This window comes from Flavobacterium sp. 1 (genome assembly GCF_002797935.1).
Taxonomy (GTDB): Bacteria; Bacteroidota; Bacteroidia; order Flavobacteriales; family Flavobacteriaceae; genus Flavobacterium.
Map to the genome: position 1 here is coordinate 4,390,755 of NZ_PGER01000001.1, position 18,063 is coordinate 4,408,817.

Genomic DNA, 18,063 nt, shown 5'->3' on the forward strand with positions numbered 1-18,063 from the left:
AATAGTTGAGAATTCTAAATGGTATTGCTTCATTTTTTTTAAATCAAAAAAACTTAATCCAACAACTTCTTACTCACTCTACTGCTTGCAATCAGCGAAGCAATAAAACCAAGCGTAATAATAGTTGTCATAACTATTATTACATTTTCAAAAGTAAAAACCACTGGATAAGCCAGCGTAGCGGTTATCATAATTAATTGATATTGCTGCTGTAACAACACTACTACAACACCTAATAATAGCCCAATAATTCCGCCAAAAACACTCAACAAAGTACCCTGAAGCAGAAATATATTGCGTAAATCTTTAATGTCAGTCCCGAGATTAAAAAGTGTTTTTAGGTTTCCTTTTTTATCCAAAATCATCATGATTAGCGCCCCAATCAAATTAAAAAGAGCCACAACAATTACCAGCGTAAATATCAAATACACTGCTATATTCTCGGTATTCAGCATTTTATACAAAGACTCATTAAGTTGTTCCTTATTTTTTACTGTAATTTTATTTTTGAAAAGCGACTGCAGTTTTTGAATTACCACACTTTCATCGGCATCTTTCTTTAATTTGATTTCAAGATGCGAAATCTGATTGGTCTTGTACTCCATTAATTCCTGTGCCAAACCTAAATCGGCAAACACATATTTAGAATCCAAATCTTCACTAATAGCATAAATACCAACCGGAAAAACATCAGTTTTATTAAAAGCCTGTTCAGGATTTTCAATTGCTCCTTTACCTGGTTTTGGAACAAAAACCTCAAAAGCATTATTATAGTCCAGCAAACCCATCGAGAACTTTTGAGCAATACCATAGCCCACCACCACTTGATAAGTATCAGATTTCAGCCATTGCCCATTATATAATTTTTTATTAAAATCGCTAACGGTATTAAAAGTAGAATCAACACCTTTCAGATAAGTAACCTCTTGTTTACCATTAAAAGTAAAGAGCACTCTTTCTTCAATAACTTTAGAATAGGAAGCAACACCTTCAATTGCCCCAATCTCTTTTTCCTGTTTTGGTACAATAAAAAAAGATTTTCCAAGTGTACTGCTCACTTTAAGATCAGGGTCAATATCACTAGTAAAAGAAAGACTAAATTCCTTTAGTCCCGTAAAAACCGAGAGTACCACAAACAGCGCCATTGCTCCCACAATAACTCCCATACTTGCAATACCATTAATAATATTGATAGCATTATTTTTACTTTTGCTAAAAATATATCGTTTGGCTATGTAAAGAGGAAAATTCAAATTTTATTGAAATCTGCGTTTGTCCAACAAATCTCTATTCTCAATCGGATTTTCTTGATTTTTCAAGGCATTATCAATCTTCTCGATATAATCCAAAGAATCATCAATAAAGAAAACCAAATTTGGCACTTTACGTAATTGCAAACGCACTCTCTGCGATAAATCGTGTTTAATTAAAGTCGAATTAGCCTTAATCCCCACCAACGTTTCCGCTGCTTTTTCTTGAGGAAAAATACTTAAATGCACCGTGGCCACAGACAAATCTGTAGTAACCACAACTTTGGATACTGAAATTATCAAATTAGTAATTCCGTTTTTTCTCACTTCACCCTGCAGAATATCAACCAAATCTTTTTGGATAACCCCGCCTATTTTTTTCTGTCTATTTGTTTCCATAGTGCAAAAATACTATTTTTTTGAGAGACCAACCCACAAAGTCATAAACTCATAAAGTTTTTTATATTTGTTTTATGCTTTAGAAGCAGAATTAGGAGCGAAAGATTAGGCTTTTTAAGGAGACAAAGTTCCTGCTGTCATTCCAATCTTTTTATTTTTGAAAAAAAATAAAAAGGATTTTCCCTTCCATCAGGGCTAGAGAGAAACAATGGTTCTTATTTGGAATTATTTATAAAAAAACAAACATCAAACAATGAAAAAAATAGAACACATAGGCATCGCCGTCAAAAATCTTGAAAAATCCAATTTGTTATTCGAAAAACTCTTTGGCGTCCCCGCTTACAAACAAGAAGAAGTCGCCAGCGAAAGCGTAAAAACTTCCTTCTTCATGAATGGCTCCAATAAAATAGAACTCCTCGAAGCAACCAATCCAGAAAGCCCAATCGCCAAGTTTCTTGAAAAAAAAGGAGAAGGCATCCATCACATCGCTTTTGATGTAGAAGACATCCTTTCAGAAATCGAACGCCTCAAAGCAGAAGGTTTCATCGTCCTAAATGAAACTCCAAAAAAAGGCGCAGACAATAAATTAGTCGCCTTTTTGCACCCAAAAAGCACAAATGGCGTTTTAATTGAATTATGTCAGGAAATAAAATAAAAATTAGTGAATTCATAATCAGTTCTTTCAAAACAGATTCTTCATATTAGCCAAATTATTCAAAAATCTACCCAAAAAATACTTGCGGTAATAAAATAATTGTAGTAATATTGCGAACTCTTAACCGGTCCTATAGCTCAGCTGGTTAGAGCACCTGACTCATAATCAGGTGGTCCCTGGTTCGAGCCCAGGTGGGACCACTAGTAAAATCAAGCCTTTGCAGAAATGTAAAGGCTTTTTTGTTTCTATCAGTACAACATTAGTACAACAAATTGTTGACCCCACAAAGATAGTAAACTTTTCATTCTGTTTCAATTAGCTTTATTTTTTAGTATTTTTACTATTCAATTAAAATAATTAGCATTATGGCAAAAATAATTGAAAAATCTTTTTTCTTTCTTCATCGACAGATACAAAAGATAAATTCTATAACAACCGCCAAGAAGTTTACACTTATTTTAGTTCCGCTATTACCGATCTTGGCAGTTATCATCAGTATTTTTCAGTTATACAATGGTAATTTTATTTTATTCTATTTAATAATTCTAATTTTAGGAGTTATCTTTTCATTTATACTTACCGTTGCATCAATATCTTTTTTAAAAAATGACAATATTTTTAATCGATATAATAGAGAAAAGTCAAATAGTAATTTATCTCAGTTCCAAAATCCATCAAGATCTTCTGAAACTATTTCTGAGAAAAAAATTGCTGATCTAATAGACTTAAATAAGGAGATCATTAATCATTATTATATTGAATTTAGAAAAATTGAACTATTTAGTGATGACGCATCATTAATAGACTTTCAAAGTTTGATTGCTAATTGCTTAAAAAAATCTAATAATAAACATGTTTTTAAATTAGAAATTAGCGCTAATGAAACGCACGGTTTTATCAATGATTTTATAATTCCTTTTCTTTTAAAATTAGATGCAAATAGCAAAACTAAAAAAAAAGACATAGTTCCGCTTCTACAATATAAGAAAGCAGGTAAATATATTTTTGTAAATGAAAAAGCATCATCAGATACAAAGAGAAGATCTACTACACTTAATCAAAGGAAAATATACGAAAGCCTTCAAAAAATGTGAATTCTCCGGATAGTAATTCTTAAGTTTATTGGATACGTTCCGTCACTTAACTCTGTCTTTTTTAGTATAATTTTTAAACTAGCTTTCATTCTTACATATTTTAAAAGTACAACATCCGTACAACAAATGCATGTATTATATGAAGTTGAATGAAACAAAAGTATTTTTTAAAAATTATAAATTATTGATAATCAGCAACTTTGAAGTTAAATGCAATTAATTGCAAAGGCTATTTATCTATCTCATAATCAGGTGGTCCCTGGTTCGAGCCCAGGTGGGACCACAGTTAATACTTAAAAAGCCTTATAAATAAATATTTTATAAGGCTTTTTTTCTTTCCAATGACAATTTTTTTAAAATAATGAATTACCCCGAGGCAAAGCCTCAAAGAATTCTACTGATTAAAGATAGAAATCAAAAAACCAATACTAAACAATAAATCTTTTTTTGTAGGTTTTTATGTAACAATACAGACGTATGATTGATTTGTCGTAAAATTTCGTATTTAATCGCAATTTATTTATTTCTAATATAAAAAAAAACATATTTTTGCACTAAAGGTTATTCAAAAAAAATCATAATACCACATCCCCAAAATGAAGACAATTTTAAATAAAGCTTTATATAAAGGAAGCATTTTGCTTTTTTGCCTTTACGGATATATTGCCCATGCAGAAACATGCTACGATGGTTCAGGTAACGTTGTTCCTTGTGATCCAGCACCACCAACAGAAGATACTCCAATAGACGGAAATATTACAATACTAATCATTATAGCTGTGCTATTTGGAATATACATTATATACAATTACAAAATAAACAAAAAAAGACCAATCTAGATTGGTCTTTTTTTGTTTATAGCATTTTCTGTTCTATTTATTAGCGTATAACCTAGACACATATTTCCCAATTACATCAAATTCCAAATTAACAGCAGTTCCAACTACAAACGAATGAAAATTAGTATGTTCATAAGTATAAGGTATGATAGCCACACTAAAATTATTCTTACCAGAATCCACCACTGTCAAACTAACTCCGTTTACTGTAATAGAACCTTTCTCTATAGTAATATTTTGTAAATCAGCATCATACTCAAAAGTATAAAACCAACTTCCGTTAGTTTCCTCAACTGCAATACAAGTCCCTGTTTGATCCACATGCCCTTGCACAATATGTCCGTCCAAACGGTCTCCCAGCTTCATAGCTCTTTCGAGATTGACATTATCTCCAACTTTCCAATTGGATATATTGGTTTTTTTGATAGTTTCCCCAATAGCTGTAACCGTGTAATGATTCCCAGCTACAGCAACAACCGTTAAGCATATTCCGTTATGAGCTACGCTTTGATCAATTTTTAATTCATTAGCCAATACCGAATCTATAGTAATATGAATATTATCCTGCTCTTTTTTAACTTCTTGGACTTTGCCAAGCGTTTCAATTATTCCTGTAAACATTTCTTATTTTATTTTACTAAATTTGCAGTTCAAAATTAGCAATAAATAACTAGAGGACATTATGAAAAAAGCAGAAAATATAATCGTAGGAATTTCGATAGGAGATTTAAACGGTATTGGAAGCGAAGTAATTCTAAAAACATTCGAAGATAACCGAATGCTTGAGTTATGCACTCCCGTTATTTTTGCCAATGTAAAAATTTTGTCATTCATCAGAAAAAATTTTGAATCAATAATTCCTTTACACGGTATAGACAATCTGAACCAAATTGTAATTGGGAAAGTCAATGTTTTGAACCTTTGGAAAGAAGGAGTTGATTTAAACCTTGGAACTAATGACGAAAAAATAGGGCAGTATGCTATCAAGTCATTTGTCGCTGCTACCAAAGCGTTAAAAGACGGTGAAATTGATGTACTGGTGACAGCTCCAATAAATAAGTACAATATCCAATCGGAAGATTTTAAATTCCCAGGACATACCGATTATTTAAATCAGGAATTAGAAGGCGATGCTTTAATGCTAATGGTACAAGACAACCTAAGAGTTGGCTTATTGACGGATCATATTCCAATTAATGAAGTAGCTTCGCATTTAACAGAAGAATTGATTTTCAAAAAAATTGAAACCATCAATAAAACTTTAATTCAGGATTTTAGCATTAACAAACCCAAAATTGCAGTACTCGGTCTAAATCCTCATTGTGGTGACGGAGGCGTTATAGGAAATGAAGACGACGCTATTTTAAAACCTGCCCTGAAAAAATTATTTGAAAAAGGGACTCTAGTTTTTGGTCCTTTTGCAGCAGATGGTTTCTTTGGGAGCAATCAATATGAAAATTATGATGCCGTTATAGCCACCTATCACGATCAGGGATTGATTCCATTTAAAACATTATCCTTTGGAAATGGCGTAAATTATACAGCGGGACTCAATAAAGTAAGAACTTCACCAGATCACGGAACTGCATACGACATAGCAGGGAAGAATAAAGCCAATTATAACTCTTTCAAAGAAGCTGTTTATCTGGCTATTGATGTTTATAATTCGAGAAATCAATACGCAGAAATCAGCCAAAAGCCTTTAAAAACAAAAGAAAAACAGTTATAAACAAAAAAAGGTGAATAACATTATTAGATTTCCATTTATTTTATATCTTTGCACTCCCGAAGTTTAGGGCAAATTGTTGTTGAAATGAGCAAGACAAAAGAATATACAATTCCTTTCGTAGGATTGAAGCTAGGGAAACACAAATTTGAGTATCAAATAAGTAATGCGTTCTTTGAAATCTTTGATTATAATGAATTTCAAAATTCAGATATCAAAGTAAATGTTGTTTTAGACAAACAAAGCAATTTGTTAGAGTTAAACTTCAAGCATGAAGGGACAATTAATGTTCCTTGTGATCTTACAAGTGAAGATTTTGATTTGTCAATTAAAGGAAAATTAAAATTAATTGTTCGATTTGGAGAAACCTTTAATAATGACAATGAAGAGTTGCTGATACTTCCTTTTGGAGAATTTGAAATAGACATCGCTCAATATATATATGAGATGATAATTCTTTCGATTCCATTAAAAAGGATACATCCTGGAATAAAGGATGGCAGTTTAAACACAGAAGCTTTGACTAAACTGAAAGAACTGACAATTAAAGAGCAAAAAAAAGAGAAGAAAGAAGAAGAAAATATAGACCCCCGCTGGGACAAATTAAAGCAACTATTAACGGATAAATAATATAGTAAAATGGCACATCCTAAGAGAAAAATCTCGAAAACTAGAAGAGACAAAAGAAGAACACATTACAAAGCTACTGTAGCTCAAATCGCTACATGTCCAATTACTGGAGAAGCACATTTATACCACAGAGCTTACTGGCATGAAGGAAAAATGTACTACAGAGGACAAGTTGTTATCGATAAATCTGTTGTAGCTCTTGCTTAATACGTTTTTGTAAACAATACTAGAACTCTCACCTCGTGAGAGTTTTTTTTGTTGCTTATAATTTACCTCCCCAAATAAGAAAAACTTAACACAATTAGTTTAGTTTTTTTATTGTAATTTTAGAGACTTTTAAAAATTTTGCAAATGGCAGCATTTGACAATAAATAATCGCATATAATGAGTACAATTACAGCCGCAATTACCGCAGTTGGTGGTTATGTTCCGGACTTTGTTCTTTCCAACAAAGTTTTAGAAACGATGGTCGACACAAATGATGAATGGATAACCACTCGCACAGGAATTAAAGAAAGAAGAATACTAAAAGATGCTGATAAAGGAACTTCTTTTCTTGCTATAAAAGCTGCACAAGATTTAATCGCTAAATCAAATATTGATCCTCTTGAAATAGATCTAGTTTTAATGGCAACTGCAACTGCAGATATGCCGGTAGCCGCAACTGGTGTTTATGTAGCCACAGCAATAGGTGCTACCAATGCATTCGCTTACGATTTACAGGCCGCATGTTCAAGTTTCCTTTACGGAATGTCAACTGCAGCGGCTTACATCCAATCTGGAAGATATAAAAAAGTACTCTTAATAGGTGCTGATAAAATGTCATCTATTGTTGATTACAAAGACCGATCTACCTGTATTATTTTTGGAGACGGAGCAGGCGCAGTATTGTTTGAGCCTAACTACGAAGGATACGGATTGCAGGACGAATACTTGAGAAGTGATGCTGTTGGCCGTGATTTCTTGAAAATACCTGCTGGCGGATCCATTCTGCCAACAAGTATAGACACCGTAAATGACAATAAGCACAATATCATTCAAGACGGAAAAACTGTTTTCAAATATGCCGTTACCAATATGGCTGATGCAAGCGAACTGATTTTGAAAAGAAACAATTTGACTAACGAAGATGTAAATTGGTTAGTTCCTCATCAGGCAAACAAACGCATTATTGACGCAACTGCTCACAGAATGAACTTGGAAGATGCCAAAGTATTGATGAATATTGAAAAATACGGAAATACAACTTCAGCAACATTACCTTTAGTATTATACGATTTTGAACACCTTTTGAAAAAAGGAGACACCATCATTTTTGCTGCTTTTGGCGGCGGATTTACTTGGGGATCTATTTACTTAACTTGGGCTTACGATAAAAAATAAATTAAACTAAAAAGAACTTAATTATGGATTTAAAAGAAATTCAAAATCTAATTAAATTTGTAGCAAATTCAGGTGTTGCAGAAGTAAAATTAGAAATGGACGATGTAAAAATCACCATCCGAACTACTTTAGAAGGAAACGTTACTGAAGCAACTTATGTTCAACAATTGCCTGCTCAAAACGCTCTTCCGCAAGCTGCCTCTCCACAGCAGATTGCTCCTGTAGCTGTTGCCCCTGTAGCCGAACCAGTTGAAAAAAACAATTACATTACTATAAAATCACCAATCATTGGTACTTTTTATAGGAAGCCTTCTCCAGACAAGCCAATGTTTGTTGAAGTTGGTAAGTCCATTGCTAAAGGAGATGTTCTTTGCGTAATTGAAGCTATGAAATTATTCAACGAAATTGAATCAGAAGTATCTGGTAAAATCGTAAAAATATTGGTAGACGATATGTCTCCTGTAGAATTTGACCAACCTTTATTCTTAGTAGATCCATCATAAGAAATTTTGAATGATGAATTTTGAATGATGAATTTATCTCATTCAAATAATTTAAAATTTATAATTTATAATTTACAATTTCAAGAAGATGTTTAAAAAATACTAATTGCAAATAGAGGAGAGATAGCGCTTCGTGTCATCCGAACTTGTAGAGAAATGGGTATCAAAACGGTAGCTGTTTATTCTACTGCAGATGCAGAAAGCCTACATGTGAAATTTGCTGACGAAGCCGTTTGTATAGGACCGCCTCCAAGTAACTTGTCTTATTTAAAGATGTCCAATATTATTGCTGCTGCCGAAATTACAAATGCAGATGCAATTCATCCTGGTTACGGTTTCTTATCTGAAAACGCAAAATTTTCTAAAATTTGCCAAGAGCACAACATAAAATTCATCGGTGCATCTCCTGAAATGATTGATAGGATGGGAGATAAAGCTTCAGCAAAAGCTACCATGATAGAAGCTGGAGTTCCATGTGTGCCAGGTTCCGTTGGGATTTTAGAATCCTTCGAGCAGGCTGCTGAATTAGCAAATCAATTTGGATATCCTGTAATGCTAAAAGCAACTGCTGGTGGTGGTGGAAAAGGAATGAGAGCTGTTTGGGCTCCCGAAGATTTACTAAAAGCTTGGGAAGGTGCTCGTCAGGAATCGGCGGCAGCTTTTGGAAATGACGGAATGTATCTTGAAAAATTAATTGAAGAGCCACGTCATATCGAAATTCAAGTTGTTGGTGATTCATACGGTAAAGCTTGTCACCTTTCCGAAAGAGACTGTTCTGTTCAGCGTCGTCACCAAAAATTGACTGAAGAAACTCCTTCTCCTTTTATGACTGATGAGTTACGTACTAAAATGGGAGAAGCCGCTGTAAAAGCAGCAGAATATATAAAATATGAAGGTGCTGGAACTGTTGAGTTTTTGGTTGACAAACACAGAAACTTTTATTTCATGGAAATGAACACTCGTATCCAAGTAGAGCACCCTATTACTGAACAAGTCGTAGATTATGACTTGATTCGTGAGCAAATTTTAGTAGCTGCCGGCGTGCCAATTTCAGGACGAAATTATCTGCCTCAACTGCATGCTATTGAATGCCGTATCAATGCTGAAGACCCGTTTAACGATTTCAGACCATCTCCAGGAAAAATAACTACATTACATATGCCAGGTGGTCACGGAGTACGTTTGGATACTCACGTTTATTCTGGTTATACTATTCCGCCAAATTATGATTCAATGATCGCTAAATTAATTACTACAGCCCAAACCCGTGAAGAAGCTATCAGTAAAATGAGAAGAGCATTAGACGAGTTCGTAATCGAAGGAATCAAAACGACTATTCCGTTTCATAGACAATTGATGGATGATCCTAAATATATTGAAGGCGATTATACCACTGCTTTCATGGATACTTTCAAAATGAATCCAATAGAATAATTTATAAAGGCTGTCAATTTATTTTGACAGCCTTTATTTTTATATAAATTAAACCCGATAGTTTTTAATAAGCTGTCGGGTTTCTTTTTTCTATAGACCTAACTCGATTATTAATTTTTGGAGCAGAAAGATTAGGCATTTTAAGCAAGTATCGTCCCACTTTCCGTTGCAATCTTATGTCCCTCTCGTCTTTTGGGATGAGACGGCTTATAAGATTTCCACTTCGATCAGAGCTAAATGATAAAAACAGTACAGTTCAGCCATTATCTGCAGTTACATCCAGCTCCTTTTTCATGAAGTCATTTAAATTAAGACTTCATGTTTAGCAATTTACACCTTCTATTTCACCACTTTTTTTTAAAACCAAAAAACAACAACTTATTGATTTATAAGTATTTATTTTGTAATTTTAAAAAAACAACCTACTTTTTATAAAAATTAAAATTTTCCGAACTGTAAAGCATATACTTTTACTTTTTCGAAATCGATTTATTTTAAATATCAAAAATCATCATCATCCGTCAATTTAAACAAGACTATTGATTTTAAAATAAATCGATTTTGTAAATTTTGAAATAATAAACAAACTTTATTTATATGAAACAGTTACTTTATACCGCTTTATTTTATTTTATGGCATTGCCTTATGCCAATTCACAGCAGCTGAAATCTCCCAACGGAAATTTCACTATGGAATTTGCATTGCAAAACGACGGAACTCCAAGCTATAGCCTAAACTACAAAAACAAAACAGTTATAAGGCCTAGTAAATTAGGGCTTGAACTTAAAAATGATAAAAAATCATTACTGAATGACTTTACCCTAATTGACACTAAAACGGCAGCTTTCGATGAAACTTGGAAACCAGTTTGGGGAGAAACTGAATCCATCCGAAATCAATACAACGAACTGGCTGTAACACTTAATCAAAAAGAAACCGATAGACAAATTATCATTCGTTTCCGATTGTTTAATGACGGATTAGGTTTTCGCTATGAATTTCCTGCTCAAAAAAACTTGGCTTATTTTATCATAAAAGAAGAGAGAACACAATTTGCATTGACAGGAGATCATACGGCTTTTTGGATTCCAGGAGATTATGACACACAGGAATATGATTATACCACTTCTAAACTATCTGAAATTAGAGGCCTAACCGAAAAGGCAAAAACCTCCAACTTATCACAAACTTCATTTTCCCCAACTGGTGTGCAGACATCACTTATGCTGAAATCAAATGATGGTTTGTACATCAATCTGCACGAAGCAGCGTTGATCAATTATTCCTGCATGCACTTGAATCTGGATGACAAAAACATGGTATTTGAATCATGGTTAACTCCAGATGAAAACGGAGATAAAGGATATATTCAAGCTCCTTCACATTCTCCTTGGCGTACGATTATTGTGAGTGATGATGCCAGAGAAATTTTAGCATCAAAAATGACTCTAAATTTAAATGATCCCTGCAAAATAGAAGATACTTCATGGATTAAGCCTGTTAAATATGTTGGTGTCTGGTGGGAAATGATTACCGGGAAAAGTTCGTGGTCATACACCGACGAATTCCCTTCTGTGCAATTAGGCGTCACTGATTTCTCTAAAGCAAAACCAAACGCAACACACGGTGCAAACAACGCTAATGTGAAAAAATATATTGATTTTGCTGCCACAAACGGTTTTGATGCCGTATTAGTTGAAGGCTGGAATGAAGGCTGGGAAGACTGGTTTGGCCACTCCAAAGACTATGTTTTTGATTTCGTAACTCCTTATCCTGATTTTGATGTAAAAGACCTGCACGAATATGCAAAATCCAAAGGCATAAAAATGATTATGCATCATGAAACATCCGGATCTGTTCGCAACTATGAGCGCCACATGGACAAAGCGTACCAATTCATGAAAGACAATGGATATGATGCTGTAAAAAGCGGTTACGTAGGCAGTATTATCTCCAATGGTGATAATCATTACAACCAATTTATGATAAATCACTATCAATACGCAATAGAAAAAGCAGCCGAATATAAAATTATGGTCAATGCACACGAAGCAGTCCGTCCAACAGGTATTTGCAGAACATATCCGAATTTAATCGGTAATGAAGCAGCAAGAGGAACAGAATACCAAGCCTTCGGAGGATCAAAACCAAACCATGTTACACTATTGCCTTTCACTCGATTAATTGGCGGGCCAATGGATTATACTCCAGGAATTTTTGAGATGGATTTGAGTAAATTTAGTCCAAACAATAAATCACATGTAAACAGCACTATTGCCAATCAACTGGCATTGTATGTAACACTTTATAGTCCGTTGCAAATGGCTGCCGATTTGCCTGAACACTACAATAAATTCCCGGATGCTTTTCAGTTTATCAAAGATGTAGCGATAGATTGGAGCGAAAGCAGTTATCTGGAAGCAGAACCAGGTCAATACATTACTGTAGCCCGAAAAGCAAAAGGAACTAACAACTGGTTTGTAGGGAATGTTAATGGATATGAACCGCGCACTTCGAACATCAGTTTTACATTTTTAGAGAAAGGAAAAAAATACACTGCAACAATTTATGCCGATGGAAAAGATGCCAATTACAAAACAAATCCACAAGCTTATACTATTCGAAAAATAGAAGTAACCAATAAATCCAAGCTTTCACAACTGAGTGCTGCGGGCGGCGGTTACGCGATAAGCATTATTGAAAATAAAAAATAATGACATGATTTAATCCTAACGGACTAAACAAATAAATAACCATTAAGAAATTAAGATTCATTTAGACTTAATGCTTAATAACCTTAATTTCTTAATGATTTAGAATTTTGTAAATTTATGTTTTAAAAAGAGCTGTAATTTTATCTTTTAGGGTGTATATTTTTATTTTCAGCCATTAGATTCCCTAAAAAAGTCTATTAAAATTATTTATGGTTTTCGTGTTCTTCCAAGTCTTTTTGCAGATCTAAAGTTCTAAATCCAGGTAATTTGATTCCAGTAAAAATCACTACCAATAGTGTCATGCTTCCGCCAAAAACAACTGCCGAAACTGCTCCCATTAATTTTGCTGTCAATCCGCTTTCAAAAGCTCCCAACTCGTTGGAAGAACCAACAAAAATCGAATTCACTGCCGAAACTCTGCCTCTCATGTGATCGGGTGTTTTGAGCTGTAAAATCGTTTGGCGGATCACTACCGAAATTCCATCGGCAACACCACTGAAAAACAGTGCAAATACAGACAGCCAAAACCAAGGCGAAAGGCCAAAAACAATAATACATACTCCAAAAGCAAAAATCGCCGACAGTAATTTGATTCCTGCATTTTTATAAAAAGGAAGATGTGCAGAAACAAACATTGTCAATAAAGCTCCAACAGCCGGTGCAGCACGTAAAATACCAAAACCTTCTGGTCCAACTTTTAAAATATCTTGCGCAAAAATAGGCAAAAGCGCCACTGCGCCCCCAAAAAGAACTGCCACCATATCGAGTGTTAAAGCTCCCAAAATAGATTTATTGGTAAACACAAATTTCACCCCTTCTTTTAGACTTTCCATTATAGGTTCCCCAATTTTTGGATTCAAAATGGGCTTGGCCGAAATTTGTGTCAAAGTTAATAATGCTAAAATGGAACAGGCAAAAATGGAACACATTGACCAGTGTACTCCTATCCAAGTGATAGAAAATCCAGCTACTGCAGGCCCTACAACTGCACCTATTTGCCAAACCGAACTACTCCAAGTCGCTGCATTGGGATATACTTTTTTGGGAACAATCAATGCTAAAAGAGAAAAGATAGTTGGTCCCAAAAAGGAACGAACCAATCCTCCTAAAAACACTAAAAAATAAATGGAATACAAAACAGTATTAGTAGACCAACTACTGACAATTCTTGGCCAAGTCAATAAAAACAAACCAAAACTAATTATTGAAAATCCTAAAATACATTTAAGAAGCATTCCCTTTTTTTCTTTCTGATCTACAATATGACCCGCAAACAGAGCCATTCCAATGGCTGGAATTACCTCCATTAATCCAATCATTCCTAATGAAAGTGCACTTTTAGTTAAGCTATACACTTCCCATTCTATGATGATAAATTGCATTGACCAAGCAAAAACCATAGCAAAACGCAATAATAAAAACACATTAAACTCTCTATAACGCAAGGCTGCATAAGGATCTTTTACTTTCTTACTCATAATCTTTTCTATTTAATATCTTTCAATCGTAATTGAATGCTCACTTTATCATTCCATTCGTTCTCATCGATGCAATATACGGCATCAAATTCTTTTTGATTGCACGTTAACTCTTTTTTGTTTCCTAATCCAAAGCCAATGGCAGTAAGGCCTTCGGAGTTATTTTGTTTTACAAACAGCTTTAAATGCTCATCCTCAGTTCCTAGTGTTTTGGCATAACCTGTATCTTTTATTTTTTTGGTCAAAAAAACTGGAGTCATATTTAATGGACCAAAGGGTTCAAATTGTTTCAGAATCCGAATTAGTTTTGGTGTTATATCCTCAAAATTAATTTCGGCATCAATCGATATTTCAGGAGTTAAATGGTCGGGATGAATGGTTTTCTCTACTACTTTTTCAAATGCATTTTTGAATGTCAAATAATTTTCTTCTTTTAAAGTCATTCCTGCAGCATACATATGCCCTCCAAATTGTTCCAAATGTTCAGAGCAGGCTTCGAGAGCGTTGTACACATCAAATCCTTTTACGGATCGCGCTGAAGCGGCATATTTATCTCCGCTTTTTGTAAAAACCAATGTGGGGCGATAATACGTTTCTATTAATCGGGATGCCACAATTCCAATAACTCCTTTGTGCCAATCTTCTTGAAAAACAACTGATGTAAAGTTTTTCTCTTCCTGATTTTGGGTTATTTGCTGGAGTGCTTCTTTGGTAATTTGTTTGTCTAAATCTTTTCGGTCAGAATTATATTGTTCAATTTCGGAAGCAAACTGCTGTGCTTGTTCAAAATCAAATTCGGTTAATAATTCGACGGCATGATTGCCGTGTTTGATTCGACCTGCTGCATTTATTCTTGGGGCAATTATAAAAACCACATCGGTAATATCGAGTGTTTTCTTTTTTATCTGATGTATTAATGCTTTAATTCCGGGTCTTGGTTCTGCATTAATAACCTGTAAGCCAAAATAAGCCAATACACGATTTTCACCAGTCATGGGTACAATGTCGGCTGCAATTGCCGTGGCTACCAAATCTAAATATAAAATCAAATTTTCAATAGTTTGGTTTCTGTTGATCCCTAAAGCCTGAATGAGCTTGAAACCTACGCCACAACCGCACAATTCATCATAAGGATAACTGCAATCTTCGCGTTTTGGGTCAAGAACCGCAATAGCTTCAGGTAAAACCGAACCAGGTCTGTGGTGATCACAAATGATGAAATCAATATTTCGCTCTTTTGCGTAAGCGACATGATCTATCGATTTTATACCGCAATCCAGAGCAATAATTAATGAAAAACCATTGTCATCGGCGAAATCAATTCCTTTGAAAGAAATTCCATAACCCTCATCATAACGGTCGGGAATATAAGTGGCAATGTTGGGATAATAGCTCTTCAAATAGGATGAAACTAATGAAACTGCCGTTGTTCCATCGACATCATAATCACCAAAAACAAGAATGTTCTCCTGGTTTGTAATAGCTTTTTCGATGCGTTCGACAGCTTTGTCCATGTCCTTCATTAAGTAAGGATCATGTAAATCGTCTAACGTTGGGCGAAAAAATTGTTTGGCTTGTTCAAAAGTTTCAATGCCTCTTTGTATTAATAAAGCAGCAACAAATTCTTCTATATTCAAAGCTTGGGCTAGGTGCTTTATTTTTTCTTCAACAGGTTTTGGCTTTAGGGTCCAACGCATTTTTTATTGAGGTTTGATAAATATTGGATATAAAATAAAGTCAAAAACTGACTGTAATTTTCAGAATACGAATTTAATTTTTTTAAATGAAAATGATATGACATTTGGTTTTTAATTTGTGATTAAAAATAATTTAGTTCCCAAAAATAATCGTAAATTTGTAACATATAAGATTCAATATGTGTTAATTTAATATATAATGGAACAAAAAAGCTACTATAAAAATTGGTATGCATTAACCGATAATGCTATTGTGGAGACTCTTTGCAAAAGCATAAAACAAATGCGTTTGAACAAGAATATCTCGCAAGAGGAACTTTCCGAAAAATCTGGGGTCAATAGAATCACGATTAGCAGGATGGAAACCGGAAAAGCAATCAATTTAATGACATTGATACAGTTGCTTCGTGCTTTGGAAAAATTAGAACTATTAAATTACTTGAACGAAGAACCCGAAATCAGCCCGATGATGGTTATGGAAGCTCAAAAAAAACTCCGCAAAAAAGCTTCACCGACCAATCGAAACTCAAACACTAACGAATATTAATTATGGTTGCAGTTGCCGATGTGAAAATTTGGAACCATAAAGTTGGGGTTGTTCTTTGGGATAAGCAAAGGAATTATGGTGTTTTTGAATACGACAAGCAGTTTTTTAAATTAGGACTTGATCTTTCTCCAATAATGATGCCCGTTGCCGATGCCCAGAGAGGCAGGAAGATTTTTTCGTTTCCTCAGTTAAATCCAGATACTTTTAAGGGATTGCCGGGTTTGCTGTCAGACAGTTTGCCGGATAAATTTGGAAATCAAATCATAGATGCCTGGCTGGTGCAGCAAGGTAAAAGCAGTAGTGACTTTAATCCGGTAGACCGTCTTTGTTATATTGGCAAGCGAGGAATGGGAGCTTTAGAATTTGAACCTGCAAGCAGCAGTCCTGCTGAAAAATCGAATCCTATTGAAATTCAGGAACTGGTAAAATTTGCCAAGGAAGTTTTGGATGTCCGTAGTGATTTTCATTCTGATATGGATTCCGAAAAAGGGTTTTCGGACATATTGCAGGTGGGAAGTTCGGCGGGCGGTGCAAGAGCCAAAGCGATTATTGCCTACAATAAAACTACGGGTAATGTGCGTTCTGGGCAGGTTGATGGATTGGAAGGTTTTGATTATTGGCTGATTAAATTTGACGGAGTTACCAATCATCAACTGGGAGATCCTAAAGGCTACGGAAACATTGAATATGCCTATTATTTGATGGCTGTTGATGCCGCAATCACAATGTCTGAAAGTAAATTAATGACCGAAAATAACCGTTCGCATTTTATGACCAAACGTTTTGACAGACAAAACAATCAAAAAATCCACATGCAAACGCTGTGCGGGATAGCACATTTTGACTACAATCAGCCAAGGGCTTATTCTTATGAACAAGCTTTTCAAATTATGCGTCAAATGAAATTGCCGTATTCGGATATGGAGGAATTGTACAGGAGAATGGTTTTTAATGTGATGTCCAGAAATCAGGATGACCACACCAAGAACATTTCGTTTTTAATGTTCCCGAATGGAGAATGGAAACTTTCACCAGCTTATGATGTTACGTATGCTTATAATCCTGATAATTTTTGGCTGAAAGCACACCAAATGAGTGTCAATGGGAAAAGAGAAAATATTTTATTGGAAGATCTTTTGGCAGTTGCCAAAAATATAAATCTTAAAAAGCCAAAGCCAATTATTGATTTGTGTAATCAAGTGCTTTCTGATTGGAGTGATTATGCTGTAAAATCTGGCATTGAAAGTGCTCAAATTGAGCAAATTGGCAAACAGCTTGTTTTGTATAAAATGTAGCTTTTATGATTCATTAAAGTGATTTAATTATAATAATGAATCAAAAAAGCTACAACAAATTAATTATTTAAGTTCTAATACTTCTCCTTCAAATTGGATTCCATCCCAACCTGTTTTCATGAAATTACGAATGTTTTGATGATTAGTTCCATTGGGATCTCCCAAAACTTCTTCAAAATAATAAGCTCCAAAACATGCTAAAGTTTCTCCTTGAGATAATTTTTGCAATAGCGCAAAAGCAAATAATTTGCAGGAACCGGAGTTTTCTCCGCTGGCATTGTGCTGTTCTCCGTTTTTAAAAGCTGTTGGTGTAAAATTGTAGTTTTCTTCTATTACTGCGATAGTTTCTGCAAATGTTATAGCGGTTGGAGTTTGTTTTAGTTTGTCTAAAAAGGTATTGATTGTCATCATGTTTAAT

At 34.4% G+C, this 18,063-nt stretch carries 18 protein-coding genes and 1 tRNA gene; 13 read left to right on the forward strand and 6 right to left on the reverse strand.

Annotated features, from left to right (window positions below; genetic code table 11):
- Window positions 1–53: 53 nt before the first annotated feature.
- Together CLU83_RS17745 and rbfA are read right to left on the reverse strand one after the other, a co-directional pair.
- Window positions 54–1,253: an FtsX-like permease family protein gene (locus CLU83_RS17745; protein WP_100432844.1), complete on the reverse strand. Its 1,200-nt coding sequence runs from the start codon at window positions 1,251–1,253 to the stop codon at window positions 54–56.
- Window positions 1,254–1,256: 3 nt separating this feature from the next.
- A complete protein-coding gene (gene rbfA, locus CLU83_RS17750) occupies window positions 1,257–1,649 on the reverse strand; it encodes a 30S ribosome-binding factor RbfA (protein WP_100432845.1) in 393 nt (130 codons plus the stop codon).
- A gap of 253 nt (window positions 1,650–1,902) precedes the next feature.
- On the opposite strand from rbfA, the gene mce reads away from it, so the two are divergent.
- The 4 genes from mce to CLU83_RS17770 all read left to right on the forward strand — a co-directional run bounded on the left by mce (window position 1,903) and on the right by CLU83_RS17770 (window position 4,237).
- Window positions 1,903–2,304, forward strand: a complete 402-nt coding sequence (gene mce, locus CLU83_RS17755) for a methylmalonyl-CoA epimerase (protein ID WP_100432846.1) — start codon at window positions 1,903–1,905, stop codon at window positions 2,302–2,304.
- Window positions 2,305–2,430: 126 nt separating this feature from the next.
- Window positions 2,431–2,504: transfer RNA gene (locus CLU83_RS17760), tRNA-Ile, on the forward strand.
- A gap of 165 nt (window positions 2,505–2,669) precedes the next feature.
- On the forward strand, window positions 2,670–3,398 hold the full coding sequence (locus CLU83_RS17765) for a hypothetical protein (protein WP_100432847.1): 729 nt from the start codon (window positions 2,670–2,672) through the stop codon (window positions 3,396–3,398).
- Between the two features lie 596 nt (window positions 3,399–3,994).
- Window positions 3,995–4,237, forward strand: coding sequence for a hypothetical protein (locus tag CLU83_RS17770; protein ID WP_100432848.1), 243 nt, complete (start codon window positions 3,995–3,997; stop codon window positions 4,235–4,237).
- A 33-nt stretch (window positions 4,238–4,270) separates the two neighbouring features.
- Here CLU83_RS17770 and CLU83_RS17775 read toward each other — a convergent pair whose 3' ends face one another.
- Window positions 4,271–4,858, reverse strand: a complete 588-nt coding sequence (locus CLU83_RS17775) for a riboflavin synthase (protein WP_100432849.1) — start codon at window positions 4,856–4,858, stop codon at window positions 4,271–4,273.
- A 58-nt stretch (window positions 4,859–4,916) separates the two neighbouring features.
- Here CLU83_RS17775 and pdxA point away from each other — a divergent pair, with 58 nt between their 5' ends.
- The 7 genes from pdxA (at window position 4,917) to CLU83_RS17810 (ending at window position 12,628) form a co-directional block, all read left to right on the forward strand.
- A complete protein-coding gene (gene pdxA, locus CLU83_RS17780; RefSeq protein ID WP_100432850.1) occupies window positions 4,917–5,966 on the forward strand; it encodes a 4-hydroxythreonine-4-phosphate dehydrogenase PdxA in 1,050 nt (349 codons plus the stop codon).
- A gap of 84 nt (window positions 5,967–6,050) precedes the next feature.
- Window positions 6,051–6,593 carry a DUF177 domain-containing protein gene (locus CLU83_RS17785; protein WP_100432851.1) on the forward strand — a complete coding sequence of 181 codons (543 nt, stop codon included), beginning with the start codon at window positions 6,051–6,053 and terminating at the stop codon, window positions 6,591–6,593.
- A gap of 9 nt (window positions 6,594–6,602) precedes the next feature.
- On the forward strand, window positions 6,603–6,800 hold the full coding sequence (gene rpmF / locus CLU83_RS17790; protein WP_100432852.1) for a 50S ribosomal protein L32: 198 nt from the start codon (window positions 6,603–6,605) through the stop codon (window positions 6,798–6,800).
- Window positions 6,801–6,977: 177 nt separating this feature from the next.
- A complete protein-coding gene (locus CLU83_RS17795; protein WP_100432853.1) occupies window positions 6,978–7,976 on the forward strand; it encodes a beta-ketoacyl-ACP synthase III in 999 nt (332 codons plus the stop codon).
- A 23-nt stretch (window positions 7,977–7,999) separates the two neighbouring features.
- Window positions 8,000–8,479 carry an acetyl-CoA carboxylase biotin carboxyl carrier protein gene (gene accB / locus CLU83_RS17800; RefSeq protein ID WP_100432854.1) on the forward strand — a complete coding sequence of 160 codons (480 nt, stop codon included), beginning with the start codon at window positions 8,000–8,002 and terminating at the stop codon, window positions 8,477–8,479.
- Between the two features lie 99 nt (window positions 8,480–8,578).
- Entirely contained in the window at window positions 8,579–9,913 is a 1,335-nt protein-coding gene (gene accC / locus CLU83_RS17805; protein ID WP_100432855.1) for an acetyl-CoA carboxylase biotin carboxylase subunit, read from the forward strand.
- A gap of 597 nt (window positions 9,914–10,510) precedes the next feature.
- Window positions 10,511–12,628, forward strand: a complete 2,118-nt coding sequence (locus CLU83_RS17810) for a glycoside hydrolase family 97 protein (protein ID WP_100432856.1) — start codon at window positions 10,511–10,513, stop codon at window positions 12,626–12,628.
- Window positions 12,629–12,831: 203 nt separating this feature from the next.
- On the opposite strand, the gene CLU83_RS17815 is transcribed toward CLU83_RS17810, so the two are convergent.
- Window positions 12,832–14,106, reverse strand: coding sequence for an MFS transporter (locus CLU83_RS17815; RefSeq protein ID WP_100432857.1), 1,275 nt, complete (start codon window positions 14,104–14,106; stop codon window positions 12,832–12,834).
- Window positions 14,107–14,114: 8 nt separating this feature from the next.
- On the reverse strand, window positions 14,115–15,803 hold the full coding sequence (gene recJ / locus CLU83_RS17820) for a single-stranded-DNA-specific exonuclease RecJ (protein ID WP_100432858.1): 1,689 nt from the start codon (window positions 15,801–15,803) through the stop codon (window positions 14,115–14,117).
- Between the two features lie 199 nt (window positions 15,804–16,002).
- On the opposite strand from recJ, the gene CLU83_RS17825 reads away from it, so the two are divergent.
- Together CLU83_RS17825 and CLU83_RS17830 are read left to right on the forward strand one after the other, a co-directional pair.
- Window positions 16,003–16,350, forward strand: a complete 348-nt coding sequence (locus CLU83_RS17825; RefSeq protein WP_100432859.1) for a helix-turn-helix domain-containing protein — start codon at window positions 16,003–16,005, stop codon at window positions 16,348–16,350.
- Between the two features lie 2 nt (window positions 16,351–16,352).
- Entirely contained in the window at window positions 16,353–17,645 is a 1,293-nt protein-coding gene (locus tag CLU83_RS17830; RefSeq protein ID WP_100432860.1) for a type II toxin-antitoxin system HipA family toxin, read from the forward strand.
- 63 nt (window positions 17,646–17,708) lie between these two features.
- Here the strand turns inward: CLU83_RS17830 and CLU83_RS17835 are convergent, their stop codons facing one another.
- A complete protein-coding gene (locus CLU83_RS17835; protein ID WP_100432861.1) occupies window positions 17,709–18,053 on the reverse strand; it encodes a HopJ type III effector protein in 345 nt (114 codons plus the stop codon).
- Between the last annotated feature and the right edge of the window lie 10 nt (window positions 18,054–18,063).

What these genes read in the sequence shown, in the direction of transcription:
- rbfA (WP_100432845.1), bottom strand. Translation starts at nt 1,649, where the DNA reads ATGGAAACAAATAGACAGAAAAAAATAGGCGGGGTTATCCAAAAAGAT.
- mce (WP_100432846.1), top strand. Translation starts at nt 1,903, where the DNA reads ATGAAAAAAATAGAACACATAGGCATCGCCGTCAAAAATCTTGAAAAA.
- CLU83_RS17765 (WP_100432847.1), top strand. Translation starts at nt 2,670, where the DNA reads ATGGCAAAAATAATTGAAAAATCTTTTTTCTTTCTTCATCGACAGATA.
- CLU83_RS17770 (WP_100432848.1), top strand. Translation starts at nt 3,995, where the DNA reads ATGAAGACAATTTTAAATAAAGCTTTATATAAAGGAAGCATTTTGCTT.
- CLU83_RS17775 (WP_100432849.1), bottom strand. Translation starts at nt 4,858, where the DNA reads ATGTTTACAGGAATAATTGAAACGCTTGGCAAAGTCCAAGAAGTTAAA.
- CLU83_RS17785 (WP_100432851.1), top strand. Translation starts at nt 6,051, where the DNA reads ATGAGCAAGACAAAAGAATATACAATTCCTTTCGTAGGATTGAAGCTA.
- rpmF (WP_100432852.1), top strand. Translation starts at nt 6,603, where the DNA reads ATGGCACATCCTAAGAGAAAAATCTCGAAAACTAGAAGAGACAAAAGA.
- CLU83_RS17795 (WP_100432853.1), top strand. Translation starts at nt 6,978, where the DNA reads ATGAGTACAATTACAGCCGCAATTACCGCAGTTGGTGGTTATGTTCCG.
- accB (WP_100432854.1), top strand. Translation starts at nt 8,000, where the DNA reads ATGGATTTAAAAGAAATTCAAAATCTAATTAAATTTGTAGCAAATTCA.
- CLU83_RS17810 (WP_100432856.1), top strand. Translation starts at nt 10,511, where the DNA reads ATGAAACAGTTACTTTATACCGCTTTATTTTATTTTATGGCATTGCCT.
- CLU83_RS17815 (WP_100432857.1), bottom strand. Translation starts at nt 14,106, where the DNA reads ATGAGTAAGAAAGTAAAAGATCCTTATGCAGCCTTGCGTTATAGAGAG.
- recJ (WP_100432858.1), bottom strand. Translation starts at nt 15,803, where the DNA reads ATGCGTTGGACCCTAAAGCCAAAACCTGTTGAAGAAAAAATAAAGCAC.
- CLU83_RS17825 (WP_100432859.1), top strand. Translation starts at nt 16,003, where the DNA reads ATGGAACAAAAAAGCTACTATAAAAATTGGTATGCATTAACCGATAAT.
- CLU83_RS17830 (WP_100432860.1), top strand. Translation starts at nt 16,353, where the DNA reads ATGGTTGCAGTTGCCGATGTGAAAATTTGGAACCATAAAGTTGGGGTT.
- CLU83_RS17835 (WP_100432861.1), bottom strand. Translation starts at nt 18,053, where the DNA reads ATGACAATCAATACCTTTTTAGACAAACTAAAACAAACTCCAACCGCT.